The organism is Cryobacterium lactosi (genome assembly GCF_004403945.1).
Lineage (GTDB): Bacteria > Actinomycetota > Actinomycetes > Actinomycetales > Microbacteriaceae > Cryobacterium > Cryobacterium lactosi.
In genome coordinates, this window is record NZ_SOHM01000011.1 from 72,880 (window position 1) to 91,297 (window position 18,418).

Consider the following 18,418-nt stretch of genomic DNA (forward strand, 5'->3'; position numbering starts at 1 on the left):
CAGGCTCATCGTGCCACCTCGAACGCGAACTGTGCGGCGGGTGAGACGACGGTGACGCTAGTGAGCACCCGATCCGCTCCGAGTACTCTGGTGGGTCCGGTCATCCGCAGGGGAAGGGCGGTTTCGATGTCTCCGCTGGATCGGGCGACGCGCAATTCCACATCCCCGGGCTCGACGATGAGGTCGCCCGCCACGCCCGTGAAGGCCGTGAGGTCGGCGGAGATCGTGATCGAGACGTGCGCGGACTGGTCGGGGTCCAGCTCCACCCGGGCGAACCCGATGAGCCGCTGCATCGGCCGGGTGACCTGCGCGACTGGATCGTGCAGATAGATCTGCACCACCTCAGCGCTGCGCAGCGGTCCGGTGTTCGTCACGGTGGCCTGCACGGTGACGTCTCCGTCAACGGCCCACTCCGTGCGCCCGTGGATTTCGCCGATATCGCTCCAGTCGAAGGTCGAATAGCCCAAGCCGTGCCCGAACGGAAAAGCCGCGGTCGGGTCGAGGTTGGACACGCCGGACTTCGCTCCAAGGGGAACGGTCAGGTAGGTGCCGGGTTGCGACCCTGCTTCACGGGGGATGCTGACCGGCAGGCGCCCCGACGGCGAGAAGTCTCCGATCAGCAGGTCCGACACCGCCTGGCCGCCACCTTGCCCCGGGAAGAATCCCTGGACGATGGCGGCTGCGTCGTCGGCCATGGAACCCAGCGCGTAGGGGCGCCCGGTCAGAAGCACGACGACCACGGGGGTTCCCGTTGCGAGTAGTTCGGCGAGCAGGGTGGCTTGAACGCCCGGAAGCGCCAGGTCGCTTGCGTCGCACCCTTCGCCCGAGGTTCCTCGCCCGAAGAGACCCGCTCGGTCGCCGAGAACGACGACACAGACCTCGGCCTGCCTCGCCGCGGCGACGGCAGCGGCGATGCCCTCCTGGTCGGAGCCGTCCACCGAGCATCCGGCCACATGGTGCACAGTCGGGAAGATACTGCGCATCGCGGCCAGAACCGTGGGAATCTCGATGCCGATGGCGACATCCGGATACTTGCTGCCGACGTGGGCCGGGAACGAATAGCAGCCGAGCATCGCCATCGGATCGTCGGCGAGAGGCCCGACGAGAGCGATTCGGGTCGGGGCGCCAAGCGGGAGGACGGAGGTCGGATTCGTCAGCAACACGAGCGATTCCCGGGCGACCTGCGCGGCAAGGCCCTGGCCTTCCTCGGTGTCCAGGTCCAGGTCGTCCACGCCGTCGGGCAGCGGTTCCCAGCCGTCGTCGAGCAGGCCGAGCGCGACCTTCTGAGTGAGCACGCGCAGTGCTGCACGGTCCACAAGATTCTCACTGATCCTGCCGTCGGCCACACCCTCGAGCAACGGGGCACCGTACGTGTCGACGGTGGGCAGCTCCACGTCGACCCCGGCCTCCAACGCGAGGCCGGCGGCGGCGGTGCCGTCTTCAGCGATCCGATGCAGGCGTTCCAGGAAACGGATGCCGAAATAGTCCGCCACGACCGTGCCCTCGAAGCCCAGGCGCTCGCGAAGGATGGTGGTCAGCAGGTGTTTGTCTGCCGCAGACGGCACCCCATCGATCTCCGTGTAGGAGTGCATCACCGACCGGGCTCCGCCCAGCCGAACGGCGGACTCGAAGGGAGGGAGGATGACGTCGGCGAATTCGCGCGGTCCCATGGAGACCGGAGCGAGGTTGCGGCCGGCGCGACCGGCGGAATAGCCGGCGAAGTGCTTGAGGGTGGCGATGATTCCCGCCCCCTCCAGGCCCCGCACGTAAGCGGTCCCGACCGAGGCGACCAGGTGGGGGTCTTCCGAGATGGTCTCTTCGGTACGGCCCCATCTGTAGTCCCTGGTGACGTCAAGGACCGGGGCCAGGCCCTGATGGATACCGGCGGCACGCATGGTCCGGCCGATGGCGTTCGACATCCGCTCGATCAGCTCGGGATGGAACGTGGCTCCCCAGGCCAGCGGCGTGGGATACGCCGTTGCCCGCCACGCTGCGAATCCGCTGAGGCATTCCTCGTGCACAACGGCCGGAATGCCGAAACGGCTCTGTTCCACGATGTGACGTTGTGACACCGCGAGCGATCGAGCCGCCGCGGCCGGTTCGACGGGTGCGGTGCCGAACGGGCGCGTCAATTGCCCCAGGCCGTTACGGGTAACGGCCAGCCAGTCGACGGGGCGTGCTGCCAGATCCTGCTGGAGCGGGGCGACGCCGCCGCCCGATGCGTCGGCACCGACCCAGACGCCAACGAGCTGGGCAGCCTTCTCCTCCAGAGTCATGCGTCCGACGAGGTCGGCAGCACGGTCCTCAGGCGACAGGGATTCGTTGCGCCAGAGTTCGGCATCGTCAGGCTGGGTGTGTGACATGTGACCCCTTTGTCATCGGCTACGTGGCAGCTACCGAGAACGACAGGTGTCGTCGGTGAACCACAGCGGCGTAGTATCGAAACTTTCGAAAAGTATTGCGAAAAGCTTTAGGGGCAACGATATCGGCTCAGCCTCGAGTGTCAAGGAAAATATCCAGGAGCTCGGTGACATCCCCCCGATTCCGTGGGAAAATACCCCACAAACCGAAATGAATCTCCGCTCCGAGTGCTAACTTGGGCTCATTAGTTTCGAAAGATCGACGAGGAACCCATGTTTACCGAAATACCTCCCGCGAACGACGCCGCGGCAGGGCGGATGACGATCTCCGCCATAGCCGCCTCGATAGGCGTCTCGGTGCCATCGGTCTCCAAGGTGCTCAACGGACGCTCCGACGTCGCTCCGGCGACCCGCCTCAAGATCGAAAAGGCGCTTCAGGAACACAACTACCAGCGGAATGCACGGCAAACGGGCACCAGCGCTTCCCCCCTCATCGAGCTCGTTTTTCACGAACTCGACTCCGCGTGGTCGATCGAGATCATCCGGGGCGTCGAACACGCGGCCAAGCGGCACGGCTTGAGCGTCGTCCTGTCGGATTTCGGCGGACGTCACAGTCCCGACCAGCGCTGGATGGATGATGTGGCGGCCCGGCGGCCCTTGGGAGTCATCCTCGTGCTCTCGACCCTGACGCCGGCCCAACGGCGGCAACTCGACACTCGATCCATCCCCTACGTCGTGTTGGACACTGATGGAGAGACGCAGGGCGACGCCCCCTCGGTGGGTTCCAACAACTGGCACGGCGGCCTCTCCGCCACGCGACACCTGCTGGCCCTCGGCCACCGACGGATTGCCGTGATTTCCGGCCCCCAGGATGTTCTCTGTTCGCGGGCACGCGTCGACGGATACCGCGCCGCGCACTCCGAGGCCGGTGTCGAACCGATGGCGGACGCGACCCGCTGGGGAAACTTCACCGTGGACGGCGGTTACAGGCACGGGCTCGAACTGCTCACCCGTCCCGACCGACCCACGGCGATCTTCGCCGGCTCCGACATGCAGGCCCTGGGCGTTCTGCGGGCAGCGCGAGAGCAGGGCATCAACGTTCCGAAGGACCTCTCCGTTGTCGGCTACGACGATCTGCCGCTGGCAGCCTGGGTGGGACCCTCATTGACGACGGTGAACCAGCCGCTCCTAGAAATGGCCGAGACGGCGACCCGGATGGTGCTCGACATGGCGCGCGGCATCGATGCCCGCCCGCGAAGTATCGAATTGACCACGGAGCTCGTCGTTCGCGAGAGCACAGGTCCTGCTCCGCAGTAGCCACACATCGCACCGCTCACCCCGGGTGACCGTTCCGCACCTCCGGGCGGGCCCGCCGAACCAGGGACCTGTCATGGCGCAATTCGATCTGCCGGCTGAAGAACTTCGCGACTATCGCTCGAACGCTCCCGAACCCGCGGATTTCGACGAACGTTGGCGCTCGACCCTGGAATCGGCCGGGGCATTTCCGATCATCACGTCCATCGAGCGCAGTGACAACGCACTCGCCGGGGTCGACTGCTGGGACGTTCGGTTTGCCGGCTTCGGGGGCGACCCGGTCGCTGCCTGGTTTTCGCGCCCGCATCACATCCCCGAGACAAGGCGATTGCCGGTGGTCGTCGAGTACCTGGGGTATGGCCGAGGTCGGGGACTGCCGCACGAACGGTTGCTCTGGGTGTCCGCCGGTTACGCCCATCTGCTCGTGGACAGCCGCGGCCAGGGCGGGCAATACGGCACCGGCGGAGACACCGTCGACAACTGGCCGGCTGCGCCGTCTGCCCCGGGAGTGGTGACCCGAGGCATTCGGAGCCACGACGATCACTACTACCGCCGGCTGATCACCGACGCGGCCCGAGCTGTGCAGGCGGCCCGATCCCTGCCGGGCACCGACCCTGAGACCGTGATCGTTGCAGGCAACAGTCAGGGCGGGCTGCTGTCGATCGCCGCGGCGGCGCTCGACGGGGCTGTGGCTGCGTGCCTGACGAGCGCCCCGTTCCTCTGCGACCCGGACCGGGCCCTCAGGATCACCGAGAGCGCACCGTGGGACGAGATCGTGCAGTACCTGTCTGTGTACCGGGACGCTGAGCCAGACGTGATGAGGACCCTGTCCTATGTCGACGGAGTGTCCTTCGCCCGACGGGGACGCGCACCAGCCCATTTCGCGACGGGTCTGCGCGACACCGTCTGCCCGCCGTCCACAGTATTCGCAGCCTTCAACGCCTACGGCGAGCACACCGGTACGGCGCCCCATCGGACGATCGAGGTCTACCCCTTCAACCACCATGAGGGCGGGGATGCGGTCAACGTGCGGCGTCAACTCTCCTGGCTGAACGAACTCGGGCTCGGCTCGGCACGCGACAGCCTCTCCTGAGCGGTACTAGAACAGGAGCGGGTCCGGCAGGCCGGTGCGCAGTTCCACCGGCAGGTGGCCGAGGTCGTTGTGGGTGACCAGGGACCATGGCCGGCCGGGCTTCTGCTGCAGCACGGTGAGCCCGCAGTTGGCCTGGTTGATGCTGATCCAGCGCCAGTCAGGGGCTCCGAGCACCTCGCGCACGAACCAGGCGATGACAAAATTGTGGGTGATCAGCAGGTCGTGCCGGGGTCCCCGGTGCGGATGCAGGAACTCGGCCACGGCGTCCTCCATTTGGGCGCGCCCGGCCTCGATCGCTTCGTCGCTGACGGAATTGAAGAACGGAGCGTACGACTTGGGCATCTCCGGCGCCCGCCCGGAGGGAACACAGTCGAACAACAACGGGGACGGCTCCGGGGTGAGCGACGGCAGCCGGTCGGCGATGATGGCGGCCGTCTCCGCGGCACGCTGCAACGGCGAGTGCCAGGCACCGGTGAACGGCACCCCGCCGAGACGCTCGGCAATGAGGTGCGCCTGCCGCTTCCCGCGCGGCGACAGAGGGCCGTCCGGCAGGCCGTACTCGGCATCCTGCTGTTCGCCGTGCCGCACAAGGTAGAGGTACTGGGGCATCATCGCCCTTTCAGTTGAAGTCGGTGAAGCGTCGAATCGGGTCGGGGATCCACCGCGAAGGCTGGTCAGTTGGGCGCGCTGGGCACCGTTCGGGACGACAGCACGGCGTCGAAGACATCCTCCTCGAGGGCGCCGACGGCGGCCACCGAGAACGGTCGGGACACCATCTCCGCCGCCAACTCCTGCACGTCGTCGGCGGTGACCAGCGCGAGCCGGCGCAGCGCCTCATCGAGGTCGACGAACTCACCCAGGGTGATTTCGGAGCGGCCGAGCCTGGACATCCGGGTGTCGGAGTCTTCGAGGGCCAGGGCGGATGCGCCGGAGAGCTGACCGGAGGCCCGCTTCATCTCGTCGGCGGTCACGCCGTAGTCGGCGAGGCGGTGCAGCTCGTCGAGCATGATCTCGGCAACCTGGCCGGCCTTGGCGGGTGTGCAGCCGGCGTACATGCCGAAGATGCCGGCATCCGAGTAGCCGGGGGCGAAGGAGTAGACGGAATAGGCAAGGCCACGCTTCTCGCGTACCTCCTGGAACAACCGCGACGACATGCCGCCACCGAAGATCGAGGTCAGCACGTTCATTGCCACCCGCCGCTCATCGGCTGCGACGAGCCCCGGCACGCCGATGAGCAGGTTCGCCTGCTCGAGGGGACGGTGCACCACGCTGACGGGCTGGCCCTGGGTGATCACCGCGGCGGCGCCGGAGCGGCGGCCCACCGGTGCGGCGCGCTCGCCCAGGTCCCAGCCGGCCTGCAGCAGCGACCGGGTCACGGCGGCCACAAGCACGTCATGGTCGACGGCACCGGCCACCGTGACGACGAGGTCCTGCGGCCGGTAGTTGGCCCGGTAGTGCTCCCAGACCGCATCGCGGGTCGCCGCGCGGATGGTGTCGGGGCTGCCACCGATCGGGCGGCCTAGCGGATGCGCGCCCATGACCGCCTGGAAGAATCTCTCGTTGGCGACGTCGGCCGGGTCGTCGTCGGCCATCGCGAGTTCCTCGAGGATGACGCCGCGCTCGGTTTCGAATTCGCCGGGGTCAAGCAGCGAGGAGGTGATCATGTCGGTGAGCACCTCGACCGCCATCTGCAGGTCGCGGTCCTGCACCTTGGCGTAGTAGCAGGTGTATTCCTTGGCCGTCATGGCGTTGTGCTCGCCACCGACGGCGTCGAACGCGATGGCGATGTCCAACGCCGAGCGCTGGGCGGTGCCCTTGAACAGCAGGTGCTCGAGAAAGTGCGTGGAGCCGAAGTGGCCGGGTTGTTCGTCGCGGGAGCCAACGGCCACCCAGTAGCCGATGGTGAGGCTGCGGCTGCCCGGCACCTGCTCGGTGACGATGCGTACGCCACTGGGGAGCACGGTGCGCCTGACGAGGGACTCACCGGCGGCCCGAAACGAGAGTTCGGTCAGGTCAAGGGGAAATTCAACGGCACCGTTCATATCGGTTCAACCTTACGACACCGACCCGCCGGCACGCCGCCGGACGCGGCCGGCGGCTGGCCTACGGGAGTGCCAACGAGAGCGCCGACGGTCAGGCCGACACCTTGTCGAGGTCGACCATGTCCGCCCGGCCCAGCCGCACGGCGGCCGCGGCCACGAGGGCATCCACCTGGTCCGGCCGGCTGGCGCTGGCGACGGGGGCCACCACGCCGTCCCTGGCCAGCAGCCAGGCCAGTGCGATCGTCGATGGGGCCACGCCGTGGTCCTCAGCGATACGTTCGAGCACGGCGAGCACCTTGAGGCCGGTGCGGTTGAGGTAGGCCGACGCGCGCCCGGCGCGGATGCTGTCGGTGAGGTCGGACTTGGAGTGGTACTTGCCGGTGAGGAAACCGTGCGCCAGGGCGAAGTAGGGCATCACGGCGATCTCCTGCGCGCGGGTGACCAGGGCCAGCGAGGATTCGAACGAGACCCGGTTCATCAGGTTGTACGGGGTCTCCAGGGCCACGAACCTGGGCAGGCCGTTGGCGGCGAGCACACGGGCTTCCATCAGGCGCTCCGCCGTGAAGTTGGAGGCCGCCAGGTAGCGCACGGTGCCCGCTGCGATGAGCATCTCCATGGCGCCGAGGCTCTCTTCCAACGGCACGTCGAGGTCGTCGAAGTGGAAGTGCAGCAGGTCGATGTGGTCGGTGCCGAGCCGTTCGAGCGAGGCGTGTACCGCACCGACGATGCTGCGCGGCGAGAGTCCGGGGTTGTCGCGGTTGCGGCCGATCTTGGTGGAGATGACGACGTCGTCCCGCAACCCGCGGGTGCGCATCCAGGACCCGATCAGCACCTCGCTGCGGCCCGCCGCGTAGCTGTCCGCGGTGTCGAGGAAGTTGCCGCCGAGTTCCCAGTGCCGGTCCATGATCTGCATCGCGGTGTCGCCGTCTGTGGTCCAGCCGAAGACGCTGCAGCCCAGCGCCAGCGGGTGCACGGTGAGGTCGGTGTCGCCGATGGTACGACGGATGCCAGGGGCGGGGCGGATCGAGCGTTCCGGCAGCTGCACCGGCGCGGTGTGCTGCACCTGCACCGGACGGGTCTGCAGGGCGAGACCATCGGGCAGGAGGGCGCTGTGAGCGGCGGTCGCCGTGTCGGGCAGGGTATCGGGCGTCGCGGCATCCGCGCCGCTCTGGCCGGTGACCTCGCCGGTGCTGGTTGAGTCGGCACGATCGGCACCCAGCCGTCCCGTCACCACACGCCCGGTTGCCACGCTGCCTCTCATGCCTCCACCACCCCTCGGACGGGTGAGTGCGACTGCCGCACCAACCCGTATAGAGCCGAGAATAACCCGATCCGCACATTCCGCTGGGGGCGCGCGGCAAGCGTTACACAAATGTGCGGCTTGACCCCCCGTTTAGCCGGAATTTTGCTCCGCCGAGCTCGTTCGAAGGGTCGGGGAGTAGTCTTTCCGGCATGTCCGAATCCTCGCTCTACGCCGTGCCGCTCACCATGATCGACGGCTCCCCCACCACGTTCGGCCAGTTCGCCGGCAAGACCGTTCTCGTGGTGAATGTGGCGTCCAGGTGCGGCTTCACGCCTCAGTACGCGGGACTCGAGGCGCTCTACCGCCGTTTCGCCGACGACGGCCTGGTGGTGCTGGGGTTGCCGTGCAACCAGTTCATGGGCGAGGAACCCGGCAGCGAAGAGGAGATCCAGCAGTTCTGCGAGGTCAACTTCGGTGTCACCTTCCCGCTCACGGCCAAGGTGGATGTGCGCGGGAAGCACCAGCATCCGCTCTACAGCCAGCTCACCGCGTTCAAGAAGGGCGTGCTGCCTGGGCTGATCAAGTGGAACTTCGAGAAGTTCCTGGTGAATGCGGACGGCGTCATCGTGGACAGGTTCGCGTCGACGGTGGAGCCCGAATCAGCCCAGCTCGTGGGTGCGATCGAGAAGGCGCTGGCGCGCGCCGCCGCCTGATCCGTTCGTCGGCAGACCGCGAGGCCCTGGCACCTGCACCGGTCAAGCGTCCCAGCTGCACACGCAGAGCTCGTTGCCTTCGGGGTCGGCCAGCACCCACCAGTCCGGGGCATGCTCGTCCGTGAGCAGCACTCCGCCGACCTCGATGATGTCCGCCACCCGCTCCTCACAGTCGGCCACCGGCACGTACACGTCCAGGTGGATGCGGTTGCGCTCGGTGCGCGGGAGCTCCATGTGCTGGAACCAGAGCTTCGGGCCGACGCCCCGGGGATCCCGCAGTTCGATGTCGTCCGCCGGTCCCGACTCGAGGTAGCCCAGTCCCACTCGCCAGAACGGCCGCACGGCGTCGGCGTCGGTGCAGTCGATGGCGATGTCGGTGCGACTGGGCACCAGGTGGGTCGGGTGGGCGTCCTGCTCGGCGGCAAGTTCCTGGATCCGTAACGCGAGCCGCAGGTCCCGCTCGGTGACGCCGCCGGCGTCGTGACTGGTCAGCTGGAACTCCACAGTGCCATAGCCGAGCTTCACGTCGGGGTGGTGCCCCTGGGCCTCGGCGTCGGCGCCGACGGCATCGACCAGGCGCAGGGCGGCGGCGAAATCCGAGGTGCGGTAGGTGGCATACAGGGTTCCCTCCAGGTGCAGGAAATCGCCCCCGGACAGCACCGATCGGGTTTGGCTGGGAGTCAGGGTCTGGCGGGAGGCATCCATCCGACCACTCTTCCGCGCGGTGCCGGCCCGGTCAACCCTGCGCGGTGCGTCGCTCTACCGCCCGGTGGGGGCGACGGATTTCCTCTCGGCGCAACGGATTTCCGTCGCGGTGTGCAATGTGCCCTGTTCAGGGGGCAGTGCGCATGCTACGGTCAGGCAGTATGCACCACCTGGACAAAGTCGATCTCGAGTTGCTCCGCGCCCTGTGCGCCGACCCGGACAGCACCTTCGTGGGGCTCGCCCACACGCTGGGGCTCTCCCGCAATACCGTACAGGCGCGGATGAGCCGGCTGGAGGAGGCGCAGGTGTTCCTGGCCTTCGACCGCCGCGTCAGCGCGGCCGTGCTCGGGTATCCGCTGACGGCGTTCATCGAGGTGTACATCGTGCAGAAGCGCGCTGCGGAGATCATCGCCGAGCTCAACCTGATCCCCGAGATCGTGCAGGCGCACGGCATGAGCGGTGCTGCCGACCTGTTGGTGCGGGTGGCCTGCGCCGACGCCGAAGACCTGTTCCGGATCGACCGCACCATCCTCGCTTGCGAGGGGGTCGAGCGCACCGAGACGTCCCTGGCGATGGGCGAGCTGATTCCGTACCGGGTCGTTCCGCTGCTCGAGCGCGGCGTACAGCCCAAGCCGTCCTGAACTCCCCGCCCGCGCTCCGATCAGCCCGTGCCGGGTGCGCGAAAAGGCCCGCCCTGCCGAAGCAGGACGGGCCTTCCGTCTGACCGGCACACCTGGCGAGAGGTGACCGGCAGATCTAGTGACTAACCTTCGGCCGGAGCTTCGGGTCCCTCGGATGCAGCGTCACGACCGTGCGTGTCAGCTTCATCGGCGAGGACCGGGGCGAGCGAAAGCTTGCCACGGTCGTCAATCTTGGTGATCTCGACGAGGACCTTCTGGCCCACGCCGAGGACGTCTTCGACGTTCTCCACGCGCTTGCCGCCGGCGAGCTTGCGCACCTCAGAGATGTGCAGCAGGCCGTCCTTGCCCGGGAGGAGCGAGACGAAGGCGCCGAAAGCGGCGATCTTCACGACAGTTCCGAGGAACTGCTCGCCAACCTCGGGGTTGGTGGGGTTCGCGACGGAGTTGACCATGATGCGCGCGGCCTCGGCCGAGGGACCATCGACGGCGCCGATGTACACGGTGCCGTCTTCCTCGATCGAGATGTCGGCTCCGGTCTCGTCCTGGATCGAGTTGATCATCTTGCCCTTCGGGCCGATGAGCTCGCCGATCTTGTCGACGGGGATCTGCACGCTGATCACGCGGGGCGCGGTCGGTGCCATCTCGTCGGGCTTGTCGATCGCGGCGTTCAGCACGGCGAGGATCGTCGTGCGAGCATCCTTCGCCTGCGTCAGCGCGCCGGCCAGGACCGACGCGGGGATGCCGTCGAGCTTGGTGTCGAGCTGGATCGCGGTGACGAATTCGCTCGTGCCGGCGACCTTGAAGTCCATGTCGCCGAGGGCGTCTTCGGCACCGAGGATGTCGGTCAGAGCCGCGTAGCGGGTCTTGCCGTCGACGGTGTCGGAGATGAGGCCCATCGCGATGCCGGCGACCGGTGCGCGCAGCGGCACTCCGGCGTTCAGCATCGACAGGGTCGAGGCGCAGACGGAACCCATCGAGGTGGAACCGTTGGAGCTGAGCGCCTCGGAGACCTGACGGATGGCGTACGGGAATTCCTCACGCGTGGGCAGCACGGGAACCAGGGCACGCTCAGCGAGCGCTCCGTGGCCGATCTCGCGACGCTTGGGCGTGCCGACCCGGCCGGTTTCACCGGTGGAGTAGGGCGGGAAGTTGTAGTTGTGCATGTAACGCTTCTTGGTGACCGGGCTCAGGGAGTCGATGGTCTGCTCGAGCTTGAGCATGTTCAGCGTGGTGACACCCAGGATCTGGGTCTCGCCGCGCTGGAAGATAGCGGAACCGTGCACGCGCGGGATGACCGCAACCTCGGCGTCGAGCGGGCGGATGTCGGCCAGGCCGCGTCCGTCCATGCGAACACCCTCGTTGAGCACGCGCGAGCGCACGACGAGCTTGGTGACGGACTTGTATGCCGCGCCGACCTGGTTGTTGGCCGTGGCGGGCAGTTCGCCGGCTTCGACCTTGGCCGCGATGGCGGTCTTGACGGATGCCTTGAGCACGTCGTCAGCATCCTGACGCGCGATCTTGTCGGCGATGACGTAGACGTCCTTGAGGCCGTCGTACGCCAGGGCTGCGACGGCGTCGTAGACCTCGGTGGTGTACGGCGGGAACAGCGGGTAGTTGCCGGTGGGCTTGGATGCCGCGGCGGCAACCTGCTGCTGGGCGACGATGAGCTGCTTGATGAACGGCTTGGACGCCTCGATACCCTCGGCGATGACCTCTTCGTTCGGCTTGATGGCGCCGCCCTGGATCAAGGTCCAGGCGTTGTCGGTCGCTTCGGCCTCGATCATCATGATCGCGACGTCTTCGCTGCCATCGGCATCCGTCACAACGCGGCCGGCGACGACCATGCTGAACACGGCCTCTTCAACCTGCGAGTGCTTCGGGAAGGCGACCCACTGGCCGGAGCCGTTGTTGTCGGGGATGAGGGCGACGCGGACGCCACCGATCGGGCCGGAGAACGGCAGGCCGGCGATCTGGGTCGACATGGACGCGGCGTTGATGGCCAGGACGTCGTAGTACTCGTCGGGCGCGATGGCCAGAACGGTCACGACAACCTGGATCTCGTTGCGCAGGCCGTCGACGAACGACGGGCGCAGCGGCCGGTCGATCAGACGGCAGGTGAGGATCGCCTCGGTCGACGGGCGACCTTCGCGGCGGAAGAAGCTGCCCGGGATGCGGCCAGCGGCGTACATGCGCTCTTCGACATCGATGGTCAGCGGGAAGAAGTCGAAGTTATCCTTCGGCTGCTTGCTGGCGCTCGTGGCGGAGAGAAGCATAGTCTCTTCGTCGATGTAGGCGGAGGCTGAGCCCTGCGCCTGCTGGGCGAGACGCCCGGTTTCGAAACGGATGGTGCGCTTGCCGTACTTGCCGTTGTCGATAACGGTCTCGGCGAACGTGATTTCTGGACCCTCCATATGGGGGTTCTCTCCTTTGTTTAGACTCGTTTGCCCGTGTGGCGCGCGAGTGGGACATCGGAGCAGGATCAGGCAGAACATGGCTGCCGAACATGTGTTGGGCGCCGACGTTGCTGGCCACCAGTAGAAATTCACCAACGAGGCAGCGTTATGCGCGTTGGGAAACCACCACCGAGGACCAGCGTTCTGCCGGTCTGCTCCGGGTAAAGCGGGTAGATCCGAAGAACTACCTGACCAAGCGTAGCAGAACAGGGGTTAATCGATAGGGATGCGGGCGGCGAAGACCGGTCCGTCTGCGCACACCAGCGGGCCTTCCACGCTCGGGTCGGTCTGCACCGGAGCGGCGCACCCATGGCAGTAGCCCAGTCCGCAGGCCATGTGTGCCTCCAGTGAGGCCTGCACGGGAACGCCCCAGTGCGCGCCGAGCTCGGCGGCGAGCCGGGCGAGTACGCCGGCGCCGCAGACCATGACCATCTCGGGCGGGGTTCGCTCGGCTGTGCTGCCATCGAAGTCGGCGAGCAGCCGGGCTGTGAGGGTGGGGAGGTCGCTGGAGCCGTCGTCGTCGGTGGCTTCGATCACGCGCGTGCCCAGTTCGGCGCAGTCGCTGCGGCCCAGCAGCTGGTCGGGGCGTTGGCCGCTGAGCACCATGGTGGTGCGGATGCCCAGGGCCGCGGCATCCTCCGCGGCGCCCATCACGCCGCAAATGCCGACGCCACGGCCGATCAGCAGCGCCGTGCGGGTGCCCGGCGGGAACTCGAACCCGCGGCCGAGCGGGCCGGTGACCTGCAGTCGGCTGCCGACCGTAACCATAGCCAGGGCGCGGGTGCCGCGGCCGACCACGCCGTAGATCAGCTCGATCGTGCCCGCGGTGCCCGGGCTGGCCGGTCGGTCGGTGGTTGCCGGGCGTGCGGCACTCGCGGGGCGGCGACGGTGGATGGCCATGGGCCGGGGCAGCAGGATCGTGTCGCCGCCGTTCGGCGGCACCGTGATCATCAGGAACTGGCCGGCCTGGGCGGTGCGCGCGATGGTGTCGCTGGCCAGGACAAGGCGACGGTAGCGCTCCCCCACCGGCTCGTGCACGAGCACCTCGGCGTCGTCCCACACCGGTTGCGGCCGCGGCACGGCCGAGGGCGGGCGCACCGAGATGAGGCCGTCGAGGGCCGCGGCATCCGCCTCGGCGAACGCTTGTTGCCGTGCGGCGGCGGCCCTGCGAGCCGCAGCGGCCGCCTTCCGCTGGTCGAGCTTGTCGACGCCCTGCTGAGCCTGTCGAAGTAGACCCGGTGAGCCGACCTGCGGGTCGCCCCCGCATCGCTGGTCGAGCTTGTCGACGCCGTGCTGAGCCTGTCGAAGTAGACCCGGTGAGCCGGCCTGTGGGGACACATTCGGGTTCACAGGGCAGCCTCCAACTCGAGCAGCTCGCGGATACTGCCGACTCCGGCATCCAGACACCGTTCCAGCAGCCCGCGCACGATCTCGACCGCGGCGAACGGCCGGCCGAAGCTCGCGGTGCCCACCTGCACCGCGCTGGCCCCGACCGAGAAGTAGTCGAGGGCGTCCTCGACAGAGCCGACTCCCCCGCAGGCGATCACCGGGATCTGCACCGCCCGCGATGCCAGCCAGACCAGCCGCAGCACGATCGGTTTGATCGACGGCCCAGACAGCCCGCCGATGACGTTGCCGAGAATCGGCCGGCGTGTGAGCACATCCAACGGCATCGCCGGGATCGAGTTGGCCACGCAGACAGCGTCGGCGCCGGCCTCCTCGGCGGCCCGGGCGCAGGCGGCGATCGAGGCGACCAGTACCGGCAGTTTCACGATGATCGGCTTCTCGGTGACCAGCCGCACGGCGGCCACCACCTCGCGGATGGCGGCGGGGTCCGAGCCGATGTCGGTGCCGTCGCGGTCGAGGTTGGGGCAGGACACATTCAGTTCGAAGGCGGCGCCGTGCTCGCCGAGCGCCGCGACCACCGGGGCGTATTCGCTGGTGCGGTGGCCGCCGACGCTGATGATGGTCGGCGCGTCCAGCGCCGCATAACGCGGATGCAGCGTGGCCAGGTAGCCGGCCGGGCCGCGGCTGGGGATGCCGACGCTGTTGACCATGCCGGCCGGGATCTCGGTGAGCCGGTGCACGGGGTTGCCGCCGCGGGCAGAGCCGAACACGGTCTTGGTGACGGTGGCGCCGAGCTCGGCGACCGGGATGAGCGCGCCGAGTTCCGGGCCGAAACAACCGGAGGCGGGCATCACCGGGGTACGCAGTGTGAGGCTTCCGATCCGCACGGACAGGTCGACGGCCGGAATGGTCGGATCACGCAGGTCGGGACCGGCCGCGAAGAACGCGGCGCGGGCATCCGCATGGCCGGCGCGGGCATCCGCATGGCCGGCGCGGGCATCCGTGACCGCAGTGTCGTCGAGAACGGGGACCATGCGACGACCTGTCTGCGCGGTTGTCACGGCTTCCGTCTCTCGCGGAAGCACTCTCTCCGGCGCACCGCTCTCGAGTCTGCCGCCCGCCGTCTTGCCCCCAGAAGTGCCAAAAGTCCCCGACCCATCCCGCGAACCGTGAGCAAAGCACCGAAAACTCGCGTTTTCTGGGGCTTAACTCACAGTTCGCGAGAGGAGGGGGGCGGGGTTAGCGGGGCGGGAACATGCCCGCGGGGTTGAAGCCGGCGGGGAGCTCGAAGGGGTCGCGCACCCGGGTGGAGCGGTCGGAGCGGGCGACCAGGGCCGCCAGCTCCCCCGCCGCGCGTTCGATGCGGGCCGGCAGGGTGGCCACTCGGCTGTCGATCCGGCCGCCGCTGTCACCGGTGCCCCAGTCCTCCGAGGCGGCGAAAACCGAGGTGGGCACCACCACGGCGTGCAGGTAGGTGAACATCGGCCGCAGCGCGTAGTCCAGGGCCAGCGAGTGCCGCGGCGTTCCCGCGGTCGCGCCGATCAGCACGGGCTGGTCGGTGAGACTGCGGTTGTCGATCACGTCGAAGAAGGTTTTGAACAGTCCGCTGTAGCTGGTGGTGAAGATCGGGGTGACGGCGATCAGCCCGTCGGCCGAGGTGACGGCCTCGATCATCTCTTCCAGCCGCGGGTTGGCGAACCCGGTGAGCATGTTGTTCATGATGTCCTGCGCGTAGTCGCGCAGTTCGTAGGTCACGACCGTCGTGGTGACGCCCTCGTCGGCCAAGCGCGCCACGGTGGCCGTGGCGAGCTTGTCGGCGAGCAGCCGGGTGGAGGAGGGCTGGCTGAGCCCGGCGGAGACGACGGCCAGGGTGCGGTCGGTCATCGCTACGCTCCGGTCTTGCCGGCGCCGGCCAGGCCGAACGCGGCTCCGCTGGCGCGCCGGTGCGGTGCGATCGCGGCGGCCGTGTCGAGGTCGTCGCGGTGTGTGGATGCCACGGCAGGCGGTGCCTCGGCGGCCTCGGCCGCGAGCACCAAGGATTCGTGGGTGGGGCCATCCGGCACGTCCGCCGGACGGTTCTTCGCGAACTCCTTGCGCAGCACCGGCACGACCTCCTCGCCGAGGATGTCGAGCTGCTCGAGAACGGTCTTCAGCGGCAGGCCGGCGTGGTCCATCAGCCAGAGCTGGCGCTGGTAGTCGCCCACGTAGTCCCGGAAGCCCAGGGTGCGGTCGATGACTTCCTGCGGGCTGCCCACGGTGAGCGGGGTCTGCGAGGTGAAGTCCTCCATGCTCGGGCCGTTGCCGTAGACCGGTGCGTTGTCGAAGTAGGGCCGGAAGTCGCGCTTGGCGTCCTGCGAGTTCTTGCTCATGAAGACCTGGCCGCCGAGGCCCACGATCGCCTGCGCGGCGGTGCCGTGGCCGTAGTGCTCGAAGCGATTGCGGTAGTACTTGACCATTTTCGCGGTGTGCGAGGCGGGCCAGAAGATGTGGTTGGAGAAGAAGCCGTCGCCGTAATACGCGGCCTGCTCGGCGATTTCGGGGCTGCGGATGCTGCCGTGCCAGACGAACGGCGCGACGCCGTCGAGCGGGCGCGGGGTGGACTGGAAGCCCTGCAGCGGGGTGCGGAACTGGCCTTCCCAGTCCACGAAGTCCTCACGCCAGAGCCGGCGGAGCAGAGCGTAGTTCTCCAGGGCGAGCGGGATGCCCTGGCGGATGTCCTGGCCGAACCAGGGGTAGACCGGGCCGGTGTTGCCGCGGCCGAGGGTGAGGTCCACCCGGCCGTCGGCCACGTGCTGGAGCATCGCGAAGTCCTCGGCGATCTTCACCGGGTCGCTCGTGGTGATCAGCGTGGTGGCGGTGGAGAGGATGATCCGCTCGGTCTTGGCGGCGATGTAGCCGAGCATCGTGGTCGGGCTCGACGGCACGAACGGCGGGTTGTGGTGCTCGCCGGTGGCGAAGACGTCGAGGCCGACCTCTTCGACCTTCTGCGCGATGGTGAGCATGGCCTTGATGCGCTCGTGCTCGGTGGGGGTGTTCCCCGTGGTGGGGTCGGTGGTGAGGTCCCCGACAGTGAAGATTCCGAACTGCATTTCCAGCCTCCAAGACTCAATGCGTTTGCATGTATGTGGGTGTCAACGGCGGATGGGTCGATCCTATTCCCGACTCCTGCTCGCTGGCCGCAGATCGCAGGTTTGGGTTCGCCGGGGCCACGCCTCGTGGATCAGGGTACGGGCGTGAGCCGGGCGAGAGTGCGCTGGATGGCGACGGCGGCCGCGCCCCGCGCCCAGGAGGAGACCCCGGCGTCGTCGACGCTGATCTGGAGCTCCGTCGCCTCGTCGTCGCGGTCGTTGCGGGCCGCTTCGATGACCTCGTCCGACACCACATGCCACAGCCCGATGCCCTCGCCGGAGAGCACGACGGTGTCGAGCATCGCGATGTTCGCGACCAGGGCCACCAGCCGGCCGAGGGCCCGGCCGGAGGACCGCAGCACCGCCAGGGCATCCGGTTCGCCCGCAGCGGCGAGTGCGAGCACGTCGTCATAGTCGACCGGTCGACCGAGCCGATGGCTCACCTGCGCCCGGATGCTCGACTCCGTGAGCATGGCATCCGAGCAGCCACGGTGGCCGGAGCCGCAGACCGGCCCGTCGGAATCGAGGGGCACGTGCCCGCCCAGTCCCAATCCGCTGTCCCTGGTGGTGATGACCCGGTCGTTGATCACGAGTGCGTAGCCGACGCCGATGCCCAGGGTGATCACGGCGAAGGTGGAGGTGCCACGCCCGGCGCCGAACCACTGCTCGGCCGCGGCTAACCCGGCGACGTCATTCTCGACCAGCACCGGTACTCCGACGCGCGCTTCCAGCGCTGCAGCGAGGTCGACGTCGCGCCAGCCCAGGAACGGTGCCCGGGCGACGACCCTGGAGTCGGTGACCTTGCCGCCGACCGAGACGCCGACCGCGGCGATGGGCCCGGCCGTGGCGAGTTCCTGCACCAGCTCGTCGAGCTGGGCCACCACGGTATCGACGTCCCGGCTCTGCAGCGGACGGTGCGCAGAGGCGAGTTCGTTGGCCCGCAGGTCCGTGAGCACCCCGTAGGCGGCTTCGCCGGTGAGTTTCACCCCGACGAACCGGCGGCCGTCCAGCCGCACGTCGAGCGGTCTGGTGGGCCGGCCGACCGAGCCTGTCGCGTCGTCGTCGATCTCCACGAACAGGCCACGATCGAAGAAGGGTTTGCTCAGCCGGGTGAGGCTGGCCGGGGACAGGCCGAGGCGGCGGCCCAGGTCACCGCGGGAGATCGGCCCGTGCATGAGGACGGCGCGCGCCAGGCCCAGCGCCGATTCGCCGATCGGCGGCAGGGTCTCAGTACTCCCGGTGTCAGGAATCCCGAACATGGAGGTCGCCTCTCTTGGCCCCCGAAGCGGGCTGGGTCTCATCTTGACATAGACGCCCCCGCCGCCGCACGAGCCGCCAGCCACCCCGGGTGGCACCCCCGCAGTGGTGCCACCCGGGCG

General features: G+C 68.2%; 15 protein-coding genes. 4 read left to right on the top strand and 11 right to left on the bottom strand.

Annotated features, from left to right (window positions below):
* Positions 1 to 5: 5 nt before the first annotated feature.
* The gene (locus E3T61_RS06085) at positions 6 to 2,363 is read right to left on the bottom strand and encodes a beta-xylosidase/alpha-l-arabinosidase (RefSeq protein WP_134640007.1); all 2,358 of its coding nucleotides are present in this window, start codon (positions 2,361 to 2,363) and stop codon (positions 6 to 8) included.
* Positions 2,364 to 2,633: 270 nt separating this feature from the next.
* Between E3T61_RS06085 and E3T61_RS06090 the strand changes: the two genes are divergently transcribed.
* Both E3T61_RS06090 and E3T61_RS06095 read left to right on the top strand, forming a co-directional pair.
* On the top strand, positions 2,634 to 3,677 hold the full coding sequence (locus E3T61_RS06090; protein ID WP_134640008.1) for a LacI family DNA-binding transcriptional regulator: 1,044 nt from the start codon (positions 2,634 to 2,636) through the stop codon (positions 3,675 to 3,677).
* Positions 3,678 to 3,750: 73 nt separating this feature from the next.
* Positions 3,751 to 4,767, top strand: coding sequence for an acetylxylan esterase (locus tag E3T61_RS06095; RefSeq protein ID WP_134640009.1), 1,017 nt, complete (start codon positions 3,751 to 3,753; stop codon positions 4,765 to 4,767).
* A gap of 6 nt (positions 4,768 to 4,773) precedes the next feature.
* On the opposite strand, the gene E3T61_RS06100 is transcribed toward E3T61_RS06095, so the two are convergent.
* The 3 genes from E3T61_RS06100 to E3T61_RS06110 form a co-directional block, all read right to left on the bottom strand.
* Positions 4,774 to 5,376 (bottom strand): histidine phosphatase family protein, encoded by a 603-nt coding sequence (locus E3T61_RS06100; RefSeq protein WP_134640076.1) that lies wholly within the window; start codon positions 5,374 to 5,376, stop codon positions 4,774 to 4,776.
* Between the two features lie 65 nt (positions 5,377 to 5,441).
* Positions 5,442 to 6,809: a M16 family metallopeptidase gene (locus E3T61_RS06105; RefSeq protein ID WP_134640010.1), complete on the bottom strand. Its 1,368-nt coding sequence runs from the start codon at positions 6,807 to 6,809 to the stop codon at positions 5,442 to 5,444.
* 91 nt (positions 6,810 to 6,900) lie between these two features.
* Positions 6,901 to 8,058 (bottom strand): aldo/keto reductase, encoded by a 1,158-nt coding sequence (locus E3T61_RS06110; RefSeq protein ID WP_241992415.1) that lies wholly within the window; start codon positions 8,056 to 8,058, stop codon positions 6,901 to 6,903.
* Positions 8,059 to 8,261: 203 nt separating this feature from the next.
* Between E3T61_RS06110 and E3T61_RS06115 the strand changes: the two genes are divergently transcribed.
* A complete protein-coding gene (locus E3T61_RS06115; RefSeq protein WP_134640012.1) occupies positions 8,262 to 8,765 on the top strand; it encodes a glutathione peroxidase in 504 nt (167 codons plus the stop codon).
* A 42-nt stretch (positions 8,766 to 8,807) separates the two neighbouring features.
* On the opposite strand, the gene E3T61_RS06120 is transcribed toward E3T61_RS06115, so the two are convergent.
* Positions 8,808 to 9,470 carry a VOC family protein gene (locus E3T61_RS06120; protein WP_134640013.1) on the bottom strand — a complete coding sequence of 221 codons (663 nt, stop codon included), beginning with the start codon at positions 9,468 to 9,470 and terminating at the stop codon, positions 8,808 to 8,810.
* 161 nt (positions 9,471 to 9,631) lie between these two features.
* Between E3T61_RS06120 and E3T61_RS06125 the strand changes: the two genes are divergently transcribed.
* Positions 9,632 to 10,111 carry an Lrp/AsnC family transcriptional regulator gene (locus E3T61_RS06125; RefSeq protein ID WP_134640014.1) on the top strand — a complete coding sequence of 160 codons (480 nt, stop codon included), beginning with the start codon at positions 9,632 to 9,634 and terminating at the stop codon, positions 10,109 to 10,111.
* Positions 10,112 to 10,233: 122 nt separating this feature from the next.
* Here the strand turns inward: E3T61_RS06125 and E3T61_RS06130 are convergent, their stop codons facing one another.
* From E3T61_RS06130 to E3T61_RS06155, 6 genes are all read right to left on the bottom strand, one after another.
* Positions 10,234 to 12,522, bottom strand: a complete 2,289-nt coding sequence (locus E3T61_RS06130; protein WP_134640015.1) for a polyribonucleotide nucleotidyltransferase — start codon at positions 12,520 to 12,522, stop codon at positions 10,234 to 10,236.
* A gap of 255 nt (positions 12,523 to 12,777) precedes the next feature.
* Positions 12,778 to 13,914 carry an iron-sulfur cluster-binding protein gene (locus tag E3T61_RS06135; RefSeq protein WP_198418645.1) on the bottom strand — a complete coding sequence of 379 codons (1,137 nt, stop codon included), beginning with the start codon at positions 13,912 to 13,914 and terminating at the stop codon, positions 12,778 to 12,780.
* Positions 13,911 to 14,972 (bottom strand): dihydroorotate dehydrogenase, encoded by a 1,062-nt coding sequence (locus E3T61_RS06140; protein WP_206751525.1) that lies wholly within the window; start codon positions 14,970 to 14,972, stop codon positions 13,911 to 13,913. Before E3T61_RS06140 ends, E3T61_RS06135 begins: the two co-directional genes overlap by 4 nt.
* A gap of 178 nt (positions 14,973 to 15,150) precedes the next feature.
* Positions 15,151 to 15,795, bottom strand: coding sequence for an FMN reductase (locus E3T61_RS06145; protein WP_134640017.1), 645 nt, complete (start codon positions 15,793 to 15,795; stop codon positions 15,151 to 15,153).
* A gap of 2 nt (positions 15,796 to 15,797) precedes the next feature.
* A complete protein-coding gene (locus tag E3T61_RS06150) occupies positions 15,798 to 17,000 on the bottom strand; it encodes an LLM class flavin-dependent oxidoreductase (protein WP_134640018.1) in 1,203 nt (400 codons plus the stop codon).
* 131 nt (positions 17,001 to 17,131) lie between these two features.
* A complete protein-coding gene (locus E3T61_RS06155; protein WP_134640019.1) occupies positions 17,132 to 18,298 on the bottom strand; it encodes an ROK family transcriptional regulator in 1,167 nt (388 codons plus the stop codon).
* Between the last annotated feature and the right edge of the window lie 120 nt (positions 18,299 to 18,418).